We start from the raw sequence: 12,900 nt of genomic DNA, 5'->3' as shown, positions 1-12,900 counted from the left end.
CGCTCCGACCGGGATGCGCTGCGCACAACTCCTGCTGGTCGGTCAGTACACCGCCCAGGAGCAGCCCGGCCCCCGGGTACGCGCCCGGGATGCAGGAGTTACGAACCGGGGACGGGAGCCGTGATGACGACCCGGGCGACCGCACCCGCAGCGAGTTCCACGGCGCGCGGCTCGGACGCGCCGGTCAGGACGACCCGGACCGGTGTCTCGGCGAGGTTGCCGAGGATGACGACGGTCTCGCCTGCGGCATCGACGGCGGCGATCGCGGTCACACCGGCCGACGAGACGGGTGGCCCGGCGACGGACGACCCGGCACCGAGCGACATCCCGCCGATCTCGACCGCGACGCGCTGCCGTCCGCTGAGCTCGGCGATCCACCCGAGCACCCGGCCGGCAGCCGTGAGCGTCCCGTCGGCCGCGACGAGCCCACGCGGTCCGGTCGCCTCGAAGTACGACAACGATTCGACCCCGGAGACGGCCAGCGCCGCGACACTGCCGACGACCCAGGCACCGAGCGCCTCGGCCGACTGCCGGCGATCCGTCGCGCCGGGTACGTGCTCCGCGCCGAAGCCCGCACGGAGTTCCGGGTCGCGGGAGTCACCGGCGCTCGCCCGCGTGGTGGCGACCGCGTTGTAGCGGGCGCCGAGCGTGACCGGCCCGACGTGCAGCGGGCGGCCGTCGGCGATCCTCACGGCGTCCGCCACGACGACGGCCTGCATGCCGAGCGACTCGACGAGCTGGTGCCCGCCGCGGTCGTGCATGAACGGCGTGATGCTGAACGCCACGGGGCCCGTCCAGCGCTCGAGGCGCGCGTGGTTGCGGTTGAGCTCCGTGAAGTGCGCGCGCGTGCCGCCGACGAGCTCGGGGGGCGGCGTCGAGATGTCGGCCCACAGGGTTCGCAGGACGTCGCCGACCGCGGTCAGCAGCGTGATCTCCGAGAGGTGGGTGCGACGATGGAACGCCCCGACGCGCACGACGGTCACAGCTGCATCACGCAGCCGTCGCAGCACCGGCTCGGCCTCCTCGCCCGTCCCGAGCACGAGCCGGAGGTCGAGGGGCCTGGCGCCGGCCTGGCGCACGGCGCGATCGAGGATGGCCGGCCAGTCGTGGTTCGTCGGGTCGATCTCCACGAGGGTCCCGGTGATCGCATCCGGGACCACCGCACCAGCGCGTCCACCGTCGGGGTCACTCGACACCGAGGTCGAGATCGTGGGGACGACGCCGTCGAGTGGCGCGCCGATCCGCCCGTCGACAGGCTCAGAAACCGGGTCTTCTCGCTTGCCCGCGAGCTCAGTCTCGGGCACGACGGTCACGGCGAGCGGCGTGGCCAGTGGGGCGTCGGCGCGCTCGGCAGCGTCGACCCGCGCACAGCTGACCTCGACGGACTGCTCCACGACGTCACCGACCGCCAGGGCCACGGGGAACGGCATCGAGAGCGGCGTCGAGTAGGTCTTGAACGAGGCGTCGGTCCAGTTGCGCTGGTCCTCCATCTCGAAGACGTCACCGCTGAAGCGGGCCGTGGTCGCGATGCGGTCGCCGGTCCAGGCGAGGGACTCGATGCGGATCGCCGGCTGATGCGGAGCGACGTGGTCCGGGAGGCGCGTGGTCGTCGTGGAGCCCTCCGGGTGGCCGACGACGAGCTCGGTGCCTGCGAGGGCCGGTGACTGCAGCACGATGAGACCGATGCGCGCGCGCCGGAACGCGGCGGTCACCTCGGCCCGGACGGCGACCCGCAGTGTCGACGCACCGAGGTCGACCGACAGGGACCAGGCGACGGTCTCGCCGTCGTCGCCGACCCGCCCGCGCAGATGCAGGCCGCTCGTCGTGTGGTCGACCGCGTCGACGATGACGGGCAGCGTCTTCCAGTCCTGGTCGCGGACGACGAAGCGGATGCTGCGCAGTACGAGCTCGCCGTCGAAGGCGATGTCATCCAGCTCCGACCCGCGGAGCGAGGCAGACCACGGTCCACGGCCGACGGCGAGTGCGTCGCGCTCGCGGTCGAGGAAGAGGTCGGATGCGACGCGGAAGGTGGTTCCCGAACGCGAGGTCATGATCGTCGGCTCAGAGGCTCGTCATGCCGCCGTCGACCCGGAAGGTCGCTCCGGTGGCGAAGCTCGACTCGTCGCTGGCGAGGTACACCATGATGCCCTCGACGTCCGAGGCCTGGCCGGGACGACCGAGCGGGATGCGCCCGACGATCGCGGCGCGGGACTCGGGGTCGCCGGAGATCGCGGTGACGAGCGGGGTCTCCGTGTAGCCGGGGACGACGGTGTTCACGCGGATCCCCTGATCGGCGTAGGCCGCGGCGACGGTCCGGCCGAGGCCGTGGATCCCGGCCTTCGTGGAGCTGTACGCCGTGAAGTCGGCGCCCTCGCCGTTGAGACCGGTCGGGCTGCCCGTGAGGATGATCGAGCCGCCCCGGCCGAGCATGGCACGGACGGCGTGCTTCGTCGTGAGGAAGGTTCCGGTGAGGTTGATGTCGACCGTGCGCTGCCAGACCCCGAGGTCGAGGTCGGCGATCTTCGCGTCCTGGCCGAAGAGCTGCACGCCGGCGTTCGCGACGACGACGTCCGGGGTCTTGCCGGCGGCGTCCATGACTGCGAAGGCGGCCTCGACGCTCGCTTCGTCGGCGATGTCGAGTCGCACGGCGATGGCGGTCGGGAAGGGTGCCGCAGCATCGCGGGCGGCCTGGATGTCGCGGTCGGAGAAGACGACAGCGGCGTCCTCCCGGGCGAACCGCTCGGCGACCGAGCGTCCGATCCCCGATCCGGCACCCGTCACGAGCGCGGTCTTTCCTGCAAGTCGTCCAGTCATCGTCGCCTGTCTCTCGTGCGGTGTTCGGGGTGTCGCGGGTGGGTATCGCGGGCTGCTGCCGTGGGTGTCGCGGGTGGCGCATCGGGTCGTCTGCAGCCTATCCGGCACAACCGGTTGACCGCATGTGGCGTCGGCGTTTGTCTGGTGCAGGATTCCCAACTCAGGAGCCGGTGGGCGTGTCGGCCCGCCAGGGGGGGCAGCGGACCGACACGCCGCAGCGTTCCTGAGTTGGGGAAGTGGGTTACCGCTCGATCTTGTCGAGGTGGAGCATGGCGGCGAGGTTCTTGTCGAGCTCGTCGTCCTGGAAGACCTTCTTCCAGTCGTCCTTGATGATCGCGCTACGGCCGTAGTCCATCGCGATGAGGCACGCGTCGGAGAACGGGTTGTCGCCCTTGAGCGAGTTCGCGAGGGCAACCTGCGTGTGGCCGAGGAGGATCGCACGAGCGGCCGGCTCCGGCACGCCCATGGTGTTGACGGCCTCGTCGAGCGACTCCTTGAGGAGCGCACCGATCATGCAGGCGATCGTCTCCACGAGGGTCGGCTCGAGCTGCGCGAGCTGCTTGACCGTGACCCAGTGGACCTCGCCGACGGGCGCGAAGATCGCCCGGACGACGGCCTCGACCTGCGCCTGCTTCTCAGCGTCGTCGGACTCGATCGCCGCGATGGCGTCCTGGAGGGCGGCGATGCCACCGAAGGTGTCCGCGTACTCCTCGGGCGTGTGGCGCTCGACGAAGACGGAGGGGTGGCAGGGGTGCGTGACGGCCTGGATGACGTCGTCGCGACGCGTCAGCAGACCCGCGTACGCTGCGGCCGGGTCGAGCGTGAGGAGCACGGCGCCCGATTTCATGAGCGGGACGACGCCGGCGGACACGGCCTTCAGGGCGAGGTCCGGGACGGCGAGGATGACGACGTCGGCGTCGGTGACGGCCGCGTCGGTCTCGGTGAGCTCGCGACCGGCCTCGGTCACACGCTCCTGGCCGGCGGGCGAGACCTCGCTGTAGAAGACGGTGTGGCTGGTCTTCACGAGGTTGTTGGAGACGCGCATGCCCATCTTGCCGCCCGCGCCGATGACGGCGATGGTGAGCTGGTCCGCGACGGTGGTGGTGTCGGTCATGATCTTCCTTCTCTCAGGTACTGCAGGTTGTGTGCGGTCCACGTGCGCTCGAGCTCGATCGTCTCCGTGATGGAGTCGCCGAGCGGGAGCCAGTGTTCGATGATCTGGTTGACACCGCGCTCGTCCGGTCGGACGACGGCGGTGAGGGCGGGGTAGTCGAGCAGGCCGGTGCCGAGCGGCGCGCCCTCGAGGGTGAAGCCGACCCAGCCGCCCCGGCGGGTGAACGCGAAGTCCTTGACGTGGATGTTGCGGACGTACGGAGCGGTTCGCTCGATGACGTCACTGGGGTGCTCGAGCCGGGCCACGGTGTTGGCGGGGTCGAGGCAGATGCCGAGGTTCGGGTGGTCGACGACGGTCACGAGGTCGACGAGCTCCTGCGACGACAGCTGCTCGTAGGTCTCGAGCGCGATCGTCACGCCGGCCGCTTCGAACGCCGGGAGCACCGCGCGGAGTCGATCGACGGCGTCCGCGTGGGACGGCCGGTCGTCGCCGGACGTGACCATGCTGCGGAGGAGCTTCGCGCCCAGCACGGTGGCGATGTGGAGGAAGCGTTCGAGGTGCGCGACCGCGATCCCCTTCGTCCCGAGTTCGAGGGTGACCCCGCGCTCGCGGGCGACCTCGGCGATCTGGCGCAGCTCATCGTCGGACATCGACTCGATGCGGGCGTCGTCGCAGATCTGGAAGAGCTCGACGCCGGCCTCGGCAGTGCGCTCGATCATGCCGATGACGCTCAAGCGCTCGGGTGCGAGCTCGGAGCCCTCCCAGAAGAAGGTGTAGGTGCCGAAGCCGATCATGCGCGGGCCGCCTCGTCGAGCACGGCCTCGAGCGCCGCGACGTCGTGGGCGAAGCGTCCGAGGAACACGCCGTCGACGTCGTCACCGAGGGCGGTCAGCAGACCGGGACCCGCACTGCCGCCGTAGATGACGGAACTGCCGACCCGGTCGGGCCGCTCGGCGATCGATTGCTTCAGGATCGCGCCGACGGCTCGCACGTACTCGGCGGACGCGGGTTCAGCCGCACCGATCGCCCACACGGGCTCGTAGGCGACGATGACCGGTCCCGCCACGGCATCCGCGAGCGCGGAGTCCAGCTGGCGCACGCACTCCGTCGCAGCCGCCTCGGGCGTCGTGCGCTCGACCTCGCCGATGCAGAGGACCGGCGAGAGGCCGTTGCGGAGGGCGGCTGCGGTCTTCTCGGCGACGACCTCGTCGGTCTCGCCGAAGAGCGAGCGGCGCTCCGCGTGGCCGACCTCGACCACGGTCACACCGACCTCGGCGAGCTCCGGCCCGCCGACCTCACCCGTGAAGGCACCGCGGTCGGCGCTCGCGAGGTCCTGTGCACCGACGAGCACGCCCGTCTCCGCCAGCGCCGCCGCCGAGGCGGCGATCGAGAGGTAGCCGGGGATGACGAACAGCCGCACCCGACCGTCGACGACGGCCTCGTGCCGGCGGGCGAGAGCGCCCACCTGCTCGATCCAGTCGAGGGTCTGCGCGTGGCCGAAGTACATCTTCAGGCTCACACCGACCACGCGGGGCGCGGTCGACGTGGGCACGGCCGACGGGGACGGGGTGGTCATCAGCAGGAGCCCGTCGCCTCGTACTCACCGATGACGGCGACCTTCTCGGCGCTCGCGCTGGTCTCGTCGAAGCGGTAGGTGAGCCACTCGCGGACGAGGCGGCGGGCGAGCTCGATGCCGATGACGCGCTGGCCCATCGTCAGGACCTGCGCGTTGTTGCTGAGGACACCGCGCTCGACGGAGAAGCTGTCGTGTGCCGTGACGGCGCGGATGCCGGCGACCTTGTTGGCGGCGATCGCGACGCCCAGACCGGTGCCGCAGAAGAGGAGCGCGCGGTCGGCCTGGCCGGACGCGACGAGTTCCGCTGCGGCGATCGCGACGCGCGGGTAGGCGGTGTGGCCATCGGCGTCCACGCCCACGTCGACGAGCGAGGCGACGCCGTCGTGCTGCTCGAGGTCGCGCTTGACGATCTCCTTGTAGTCGAACCCGGCGTCATCCGAGCCGATGACGATGCGCAGCTGATCGGTCATGCGTGTACTCCTTCGTTGGTGGTGGTGCTGGTGGAGCCGTCCGGTGCGGTGGTGCCGGCGGCGCGCTCGAGGACGGGGACGATCGCCGTGACGATCAGGCCGAACGAGTAGGCACCGGCGTCGACGGTACCGAGACTCTTCTCGGCGTGCGGTCGGGCGCGGCCCATCTTCGGCAGGAGGTCCGCTGTCTCAGCGGCAGCGGTGGAGGCTGCCGCGGCGGCGGCCGTCCAGGCGGTGACGAGGTCGGAACCGTCGGCGACGGCTGCGCTCAGGGTGGTGGTGAACGGCACGAGCGCGTCGACCATCGTCTTCTGTCCGACCTCGGCCTTGCCGAACGACATGATGCCGTCGACCGCGGCCTGCACGCCGGTCGCGACGTCGGTGCGGCCTGGTGCGACCTCGTCGCCGAGGGCGGTTCCGACCGAGCGGAGCGCGAGGCCCCACAGGGCGCCGGACGTGCCGCCGGCGCGGTCCGCCCAGGCGTCGCCGGCCAGGTGCAGGACGGTGTGGGCACCGGCCCCGGCATCAGCGGCGGCATGTGCGGAGGTGACGGCGGCACGAGCACCGCGCTGCATGCCGATGCCGTGGTCGCCGTCACCCGCGACGGCGTCGATCCGGCCGAGCTCCTCGACGTTCGTGTCGATGACCTGGACCAGCGCGTCGAGGGCCTCGACCACGACCGCGGCGGCGGCCCGGGACGCGTCGGTGGACTCGGGGATCTCGGCAACCGTCTCGGCGACGAGCTCCGAGGGGTCGAGCTGCTCGGCCGCTGCGACGACGCCCTTGCGGTAGGCGGGGGTGTCGGCACCGGCAGCCCAGAAACCCTCGAGCTCCTCGTCCAACCAGAAGAGCGTGAGCGAGACCCCGGCCATGTCGAAACTCGTGACGACCTCGCCGACCTCGGGGTCGACGATGTCCACCCCTGCGGCCTCGAGCTGCGCGGCGACCGCGCGGTAGACGACGAACAGTTCCTCGTACTTCACCGAGCCGAGGCCGTTGAGGATGACGCCGACGCGCGCGCCCCCGGCCTCGGAGACGCCCTCGGGCAGCTCCGCGAGCAGCGAGGAGACGAGGAGGGTGGCGAGTTCATCGGCCGTCGGCACGTCGGTCTCGTCGATGCCGGGCTCGCCGTGGATGCCCATGCCGACCGCCATGCGGCCCTCGGGCACGGTGAACAGCGGCTCGGTCGCGCCCGGCAGGGTGCAGCCACTGAACGCGACGCCGAAGGACCGGGTGCGCTCGTTCGCGTGGGTGGCGACGCGGACGACCTCGTCGAGGTCGTAGCCCGCCTCGGCCGCTGCGGCGGCGGACTTGAAGACGGTGAGGTCGCCCGCGATGCCGCGACGCTTGTGCTTCTCGGCGAGGGGCGCGCTCGAGATGTCGTCGGTGACGGCGACGCTGCGGGTGGGGATGCCCGCCGCGTTCAGCGCGTCCTGCGCCTGGGTGAAGTGGAGCACGTCGCCCGCGTAGTTGCCATAGCTGAGGAGGACGCCGCCGCCACGCTGCGCCGCCTTCGCGACCGACTCGACCTGGTGGGCGGACGGCGACGCGAACAGGTTGCCCATCGCCGCACCGTGCGCGAGGCCCTGGCCGACGATGCCGCCGAACGCCGGGTAGTGGCCGGAGCCACCGCCGATGACGAGCGCGACCGTGCCCTCGGGCGTCCGGGTGCTCCGGACGACGCCACCGGTCACGCGGCGGACCTGGTTGCGGTTCGCAGCGACGAAGCCGTCGATCATCTCGTCGGCGAAGTCCGCCGGGTCGTTGAAGAGGCGCGTCATCGGGTCTTGCCCGTGAGGTCGTCGTGCGAGACCCGCAGCTCGCGAGAGCTCCGCTGCTTGGAGAGGATCACCATGAGCGTCGCGGAGATCATCATGAAGCCACCGACGATGAACATCGGGACGACGTACTGCGGGGTGTCGCCGACCTTGGTGAGGTCCGCGACGGCACCGGTGATGTACGGCGCCGAGAACCCGGCGAGGTTGCCGACCGTGTTGATGAGCGCGATGCCGGCAGCCGCTGCCGCACCGGTGAGGAACTGCGTGGGCAGCGTCCAGAAGTTCGGCAGCGCGGCGAAGATCGCCATGGCGGTCACCGCGATGATCGCGATGGTGAGGGCGGGCGAGTTGGCGAAGAGCGCGAGCGGGATGCTCACGGCGCCGACGATCGCGGGGATCACGATGTGCCAGGTCTTCAGGCCACGACGCGTCGCGTCACGCGACCAGAAGTACAGGGCGATGGCGGCCGGCACGTACGGGATCGCCGTGATGAGGCCCTTCTGCATGACGTTGAACTCGGTCCCGAACGTCTCCTGGAAGCCCTCGATGATCGTGGGGAGGAAGAAGCCGAGCGCGTAGAGGCCGTAGATGAAGCCGAAGTAGATGAACGCGAGCATCCAGACGCGACCGCTCGTGAACGCGTGCTTGAGGCTGACGTGGCCCTGCTTCTGCTCGGTGGTGGCCTTCTCATGCGCGAGGGCAGCCGTGAGCCAGACCTGCTCCTCGGTGGTCAGCCACTTGGCGTCCGCAGGGCGGTCCTTCAGGTAGAACCAGGCGATGACACCGATGAGGATGGCCGGGAGACCGACGCCGAGGAACATGAAGCGCCAGCCCTCGAGACCGAAGAACACGCCGTGCTGGCCGATGAGCCACCCGGCGAGGGGCGCGCCGATGACGGTGGTGAGCGGCTGCGCCAGGTAGAAGAGGGCGAGGATCTTGCTGCGGTGCTTGGCCGGGACCCAGAGGCTCAGGAAAAGGATCGCTCCCGGGAAGAAGCCGGCTTCGGCGACACCGAGCACGAAGCGGAGGATCGCGAGCTGCTCGAAGTTGGCGACCCAGGTGAACAGGACCGCGACGATGCCCCAGGTGACCATGATGCGGGCGAGCCAGCGGCGTGCACCGAACTTGTTGAGCGCGAGGTTGCTGGGCACCTCGAGCAGGATGTAGCCGATGAAGAAGACGCCGGACGCGAAGCCGAACTGGGCGGCGGAGAGCGCGAGGTCCTCGTTCATGCCGTTGGGGGCGGCGAAGCCGATCGCGGTGCGGTCCAGGTAGTTGATGAAGAACATCAGCGCCACGAACGGCACGAGACGGATCGAGACCTTCCGGATGGCTGATCGCTCGACAGCCGGGTTGGCCGCGGGGGCGGTGGTGTCCACTATGACTCCTCGGGTGGGCGGCATCGATGCCGCGGGCAGGGCGTGGTCCGGGCCGGACCGGAATGAACGATACATCAACCGGTTGACCAATTCAAGCATCGCTGGCCCCCGAGCACCCGCCTCGTACTCGAACACCTCTTCCGACCCCTGAAGCACCCCTCCCGGTCCCTGAAGCACCCATCCCGGTCCCTGAGCTTGTCGAAGGGCCGCGATACAGTGAACCCATGCCTGCGTTCCCGGATCGGCCGACCGACGACATCTCGTCCAGCCTCGGACCGGTCGCCGTGGGATCCGCCGTCTCCGCCGTCGCCAAGCGTCTGCTCGACCACTTCACGAGCGGTGAGATCGCCCCGGGGACCCGCCTCCCACCGGAACGCCAGCTCGCCGCGTCGCTCGGCATCGGGCGCTCAGCCGTCCGCGAGGCACTCGCGGCGCTCGAGATCCTCGGCGTCGTCGACGTCCGCCCGGGCAGCGGCACCTACCTCCGCGGCAGTGTCTCCGAGCTCCTCCCCGAGACGCTCAGCTGGGGCCTCATGCTGGGCGAACCACGGACCCGCGAGCTCATCGAGGTGCGCGGGCAGCTCGAGGTCTTCGCCGCCGGCCTCGCCGCGACGCGCATGGACGACATGGCGCGCAACCGGCTCCGCAACCACCTCACCGCGATGAGCGAGGCGGGTGCCAACCGCACCAAGTTCATCGAGGCCGACCTGAAGTTCCACCTGGAGCTCGCCTCGGCCACCGGGAATCGTGTGCTCTCCGACCTCCTGCAGAGCATCCGCTCGCTCCTCCGCATCTGGGTGGAGCGCGGCATCCAGGAGGACGTCGACGCCCAGCGCGCCTTCGAGGAGCACGAGGCCGTCTACGAGGCGATCATGTCGGGCGACCCCGCCGCGGCCACGGCAGCGATGCAGCACCACATGGACACCGCGACCGAGCGCCTGAACCGCACCCTCACGGCGTAGCACTTCGACAGGCTCAGTGACCGGGGTTCGGCTCAGTGACCGGGGTTCGGCTCAGTGACGGTACCCGGTCCCTGAGCCTGTCGAAGGGCGGTCCCTGAGCTTGTCGAAGGGCGGTCAGGCGCGGATCGCTCCGACGATCGCCTCCGCCGCGACCTCCACCGCACGCGTCCGGGCGTCGGCGTCCTCGCCCTCCGAGTCGTGGACGAAGGTCGTCACGCCGCGGCGAGCGCCGCAGAAGTCGACGATGCCGTGTTCGAGCTGCGTCCGCATCGCCTGCTCGTAGCCGTGGCGGTCGTAGACCCCGGCGTCGTCACCAGCGATCGGTACGAGGTGCACGCGCAGGCGGTCGAGCTTCCGGACGATCCCGCCGTCCGCGTCGAGGCCGAACGCCCAGCCGTTGACGAACACGCGGTCGAACCAGCCCTTGAGGAGTGCGGGCGCCGACCACCAGTACACCGGGAAGACGAGCACGAGGTCGGTGGCCCGGTCGAGCCGCTCCTGTTCGGCGGCCACGTCCGGGGTGAAGTCACCGCCGACGCGGTAGGTGTGGCGGTCGGCGAGCGTGTACCGCGGGTCGAAGCCCTCCGCAGCCAGGTCTGCGACCTCGACGCTGGTCGAGTCCGAGGTCGATCGCAGCTCCTGCGCGAGCCGCTGGGCGAGATGGTGGGTGAGGGAGTCGGAGTCGGGATGGGTGGTCACGATGAGCGTCGGCACACTCCATCATCGCCTGCATCGGACGCGGGATCCGCCGTTCGGCACCCTCTGCAGGATGACCGGGGTCCGTCCGCCGACTGATGCCGACGGCGCGGCGAGCGCCCTACAGTTGTCGGAATGAGCGGATGGACATGGCAGGCGTGGGTCGGACTCGTCGGCGGCACGCTGATCTTCTTCGCCGTCCTTGGTCCGATCCTGCTCGTGCAACTCCGTCGCTACGGCCAGATGTCACTCCCCCGGGTGATCGGTGCCGCGGCGGTCAGTGTCTACGCGGTGGCCCTCGTGGCGTACACGCTGCTGCCGCTGCCGGACGAGCGTGCGAACTGCAGCACGGCCCACGGCGCGCTCGAGCTGATCCCCGGGCACTCGATCGGGGACATCGCACGAGAGACCGCTGGGCTCTCCGTCCTGAGCACCCTGACGAGCCACGCGTTCCTCCAGGTCGTCCTGAACGTGATCCTGTTCATCCCGTTCGGCGCCATCGCGCGGCGGTACTGGAACCGTGGGCTCGGTGTCTCCATCCTGCTCGGGGCGCTCGTCTCCCTCCTGATCGAGTCGACGCAGTACACGGGCATCTGGGGCTTGTACGAATGCGCCTACCGGGTGGCGGACGTCGACGACGTGATCACGAACACGGCGGGCGCCGCGATCGGAGCACTCATCGCCCCGATCATCCTCGGGTGGATGCCGAGCGCGCGAGCCCTGCGCGCCACCCGCGACCGGGCGCGACCCATCACCGTCTGGCGACGCTGGTTCGGCATGGTGCTCGACGCGTTCGCCGTGAACCTCTCGATCACGGTGCTGTCGCTCGTGTTCGTCGTCCCACGCGTCCTGCTCACGGGAGCGACCGGGGCCGCCAACGACCCCACACTGCCCGAGGTGCTCAGCATCGGCGCGGGCACGGTCGTCCTCGTCATCGTCCTGCCGGCGCTCATCGGGAGCGGGGCGTCGCTCGGGCAGCGCCTCGTCTGGCTCGCTCCGCAGTGGTCGGACGGCCGTGGATCAGCGGCCCGCCGCCTCTACCGCGGGTCCGTCGTGGCCCTGCCGTACATCGCCACGACGACCGCCGCACAGATACCCGACGCCACGAGCGGCCTCACGCAGACGATCGTCGGGATCATCGGGATCCTCAGCTTCATCATCGTCGCCACGGCCGTCGTCTCCGTACCGTTCACCCGGCACCGCCGCGGCGTCTCGTACGCCTCCGTCGGCGCGGACCTCCGCGACGCTCGCACGACGACACCGTAGCGCGACAGCAGGAGATCGGCGCCGAAGCAGGACGCACTCGCCCGGAGGCTCCTGCCCCCGGGCGGATGTCCTGCTGCCGCGCCGGCCGCTCGGCGCCTAGAGCTCGGTGCCGAGGAGCCCCGACAGGAAGGCGTGGAGCTCGTCCGCCATGTCGACCGACTCCGGCGCGAGCAGCCACTGCACTTGCAAGCCGTCCATGAGCGCGAGGGTCATGAAGGCCGCGCTGGTGGTGGGGAAGTCGGCCCGCACCCGTCCTGCGGAGACGAGCAGTCCGAAGGTGCGCTCGAGCCGCCCGCGTGTGCCCTCGTAGCGCTCGACGAAGTAGTCGTGCGCCGGGTGGTCGGGCGACGTGGCCTCCGCCGACAGCGTGCAGTAGAGCGCGACCACGCCGGGCACGGAGGCGTTGTACCGAGCGAGTGCGACCAACCCCCGGAGCGTCTCGATCGGGTCGTCGCCGTCCATCGGCACGAGCGTCGCCGAGAGGTCGTCGCGGTGCGAGAGCACGGCGGCGAGCAGCGCGCTCTTGTTCGGGAAGTGGTGCAGGAGTCCGGCCTCGCTCATCCCCACCTGCGCGGCCACCTCCCGAAGCGAACCCGCGCGATATCCCCCATTGGCGAAGACCGCGAGCGCGGCGTCGAGGATCGCGACGCGCTTCATACCGGTTTTCGCATATGCGCCGCGAGGTTTCCCCTGCGGCTTGTTCCCGGTCTTGACCGATGTCATCGGACGACCTCCCCCTTCGGACGGCTTCACGATAGCGCGTTCCCCGTCGAACGCCGCGGCCTGGTCGTGATCCAACTGTGACATGGCCGAAAACAAAAAGCTAGTGACCACTCGGGTTTCAT

General features: G+C 70.4%; 12 protein-coding genes. 2 read left to right on the top strand and 10 right to left on the bottom strand.

The window, feature by feature from the left end; all coding sequences use genetic code 11:
• Nucleotides 1-98 precede the first annotated feature (98 nt).
• From CCK91_RS02175 to CCK91_RS02140, 8 genes are all read right to left on the bottom strand, one after another.
• Nucleotides 99-2,051, bottom strand: coding sequence for a hypothetical protein (locus tag CCK91_RS02175; RefSeq protein WP_086472662.1), 1,953 nt, complete (start codon nt 2,049-2,051; stop codon nt 99-101).
• A gap of 10 nt (nt 2,052-2,061) precedes the next feature.
• Nucleotides 2,062-2,814 (bottom strand): SDR family NAD(P)-dependent oxidoreductase, encoded by a 753-nt coding sequence (locus CCK91_RS02170; RefSeq protein WP_086472661.1) that lies wholly within the window; start codon nt 2,812-2,814, stop codon nt 2,062-2,064.
• Nucleotides 2,815-3,055: 241 nt separating this feature from the next.
• A complete protein-coding gene (locus tag CCK91_RS02165; protein ID WP_079704514.1) occupies nt 3,056-3,928 on the bottom strand; it encodes a phosphogluconate dehydrogenase C-terminal domain-containing protein in 873 nt (290 codons plus the stop codon).
• The gene (locus CCK91_RS02160) at nt 3,925-4,722 is read right to left on the bottom strand and encodes a sugar phosphate isomerase/epimerase family protein (RefSeq protein WP_086472660.1); all 798 of its coding nucleotides are present in this window, start codon (nt 4,720-4,722) and stop codon (nt 3,925-3,927) included. Before CCK91_RS02160 ends, CCK91_RS02165 begins: the two co-directional genes overlap by 4 nt.
• On the bottom strand, nt 4,719-5,504 hold the full coding sequence (locus tag CCK91_RS02155; RefSeq protein ID WP_086472659.1) for a triose-phosphate isomerase family protein: 786 nt from the start codon (nt 5,502-5,504) through the stop codon (nt 4,719-4,721). Before CCK91_RS02155 ends, CCK91_RS02160 begins: the two co-directional genes overlap by 4 nt.
• Entirely contained in the window at nt 5,504-5,974 is a 471-nt protein-coding gene (locus tag CCK91_RS02150; RefSeq protein ID WP_064295405.1) for a ribose-5-phosphate isomerase, read from the bottom strand. The genes CCK91_RS02155 and CCK91_RS02150 overlap by 1 nt, the downstream gene beginning before the upstream one ends.
• On the bottom strand, nt 5,971-7,755 hold the full coding sequence (locus CCK91_RS02145; protein ID WP_086472658.1) for a dihydroxyacetone kinase family protein: 1,785 nt from the start codon (nt 7,753-7,755) through the stop codon (nt 5,971-5,973). The genes CCK91_RS02150 and CCK91_RS02145 overlap by 4 nt, the downstream gene beginning before the upstream one ends.
• Nucleotides 7,752-9,131 (bottom strand): MFS transporter, encoded by a 1,380-nt coding sequence (locus CCK91_RS02140; RefSeq protein ID WP_229940051.1) that lies wholly within the window; start codon nt 9,129-9,131, stop codon nt 7,752-7,754. Before CCK91_RS02140 ends, CCK91_RS02145 begins: the two co-directional genes overlap by 4 nt.
• Before the next feature lie 224 nt (nt 9,132-9,355).
• Between CCK91_RS02140 and CCK91_RS02135 the strand changes: the two genes are divergently transcribed.
• Nucleotides 9,356-10,093 carry a FadR/GntR family transcriptional regulator gene (locus tag CCK91_RS02135; RefSeq protein WP_086472657.1) on the top strand — a complete coding sequence of 246 codons (738 nt, stop codon included), beginning with the start codon at nt 9,356-9,358 and terminating at the stop codon, nt 10,091-10,093.
• A gap of 114 nt (nt 10,094-10,207) precedes the next feature.
• Here CCK91_RS02135 and CCK91_RS02130 read toward each other — a convergent pair whose 3' ends face one another.
• Nucleotides 10,208-10,807 carry an NAD(P)H-dependent oxidoreductase gene (locus CCK91_RS02130; RefSeq protein WP_086472656.1) on the bottom strand — a complete coding sequence of 200 codons (600 nt, stop codon included), beginning with the start codon at nt 10,805-10,807 and terminating at the stop codon, nt 10,208-10,210.
• A 117-nt stretch (nt 10,808-10,924) separates the two neighbouring features.
• Between CCK91_RS02130 and CCK91_RS02125 the strand changes: the two genes are divergently transcribed.
• A complete protein-coding gene (locus tag CCK91_RS02125; protein ID WP_086472655.1) occupies nt 10,925-12,055 on the top strand; it encodes a VanZ family protein in 1,131 nt (376 codons plus the stop codon).
• A 96-nt stretch (nt 12,056-12,151) separates the two neighbouring features.
• Here CCK91_RS02125 and CCK91_RS02120 read toward each other — a convergent pair whose 3' ends face one another.
• Nucleotides 12,152-12,712: a TetR/AcrR family transcriptional regulator gene (locus CCK91_RS02120; RefSeq protein WP_242664206.1), complete on the bottom strand. Its 561-nt coding sequence runs from the start codon at nt 12,710-12,712 to the stop codon at nt 12,152-12,154.
• Between the last annotated feature and the right edge of the window lie 188 nt (nt 12,713-12,900).

It is taken from the genome of Plantibacter elymi (nom. nud.) (genome assembly GCF_900177795.1).
GTDB lineage: Bacteria > Actinomycetota > Actinomycetes > Actinomycetales > Microbacteriaceae > Plantibacter > Plantibacter elymi.
This window is presented reverse-complemented; position numbering and strand designations above follow the sequence as displayed.

Coding starts and splice junctions, on each gene's coding strand:
- CCK91_RS02175 (WP_086472662.1), bottom strand. CDS start 2,051: ATGACCTCGCGTTCGGGAACCACCTTCCGCGTCGCATCCGACCTCTTC.
- CCK91_RS02170 (WP_086472661.1), bottom strand. CDS start 2,814: ATGACTGGACGACTTGCAGGAAAGACCGCGCTCGTGACGGGTGCCGGA.
- CCK91_RS02165 (WP_079704514.1), bottom strand. CDS start 3,928: ATGACCGACACCACCACCGTCGCGGACCAGCTCACCATCGCCGTCATC.
- CCK91_RS02160 (WP_086472660.1), bottom strand. CDS start 4,722: ATGATCGGCTTCGGCACCTACACCTTCTTCTGGGAGGGCTCCGAGCTC.
- CCK91_RS02155 (WP_086472659.1), bottom strand. CDS start 5,504: ATGACCACCCCGTCCCCGTCGGCCGTGCCCACGTCGACCGCGCCCCGC.
- CCK91_RS02150 (WP_064295405.1), bottom strand. CDS start 5,974: ATGACCGATCAGCTGCGCATCGTCATCGGCTCGGATGACGCCGGGTTC.
- CCK91_RS02145 (WP_086472658.1), bottom strand. CDS start 7,755: ATGACGCGCCTCTTCAACGACCCGGCGGACTTCGCCGACGAGATGATC.
- CCK91_RS02135 (WP_086472657.1), top strand. CDS start 9,356: ATGCCTGCGTTCCCGGATCGGCCGACCGACGACATCTCGTCCAGCCTC.
- CCK91_RS02125 (WP_086472655.1), top strand. CDS start 10,925: ATGAGCGGATGGACATGGCAGGCGTGGGTCGGACTCGTCGGCGGCACG.
- CCK91_RS02120 (WP_242664206.1), bottom strand. CDS start 12,712: ATGAAGCGCGTCGCGATCCTCGACGCCGCGCTCGCGGTCTTCGCCAAT.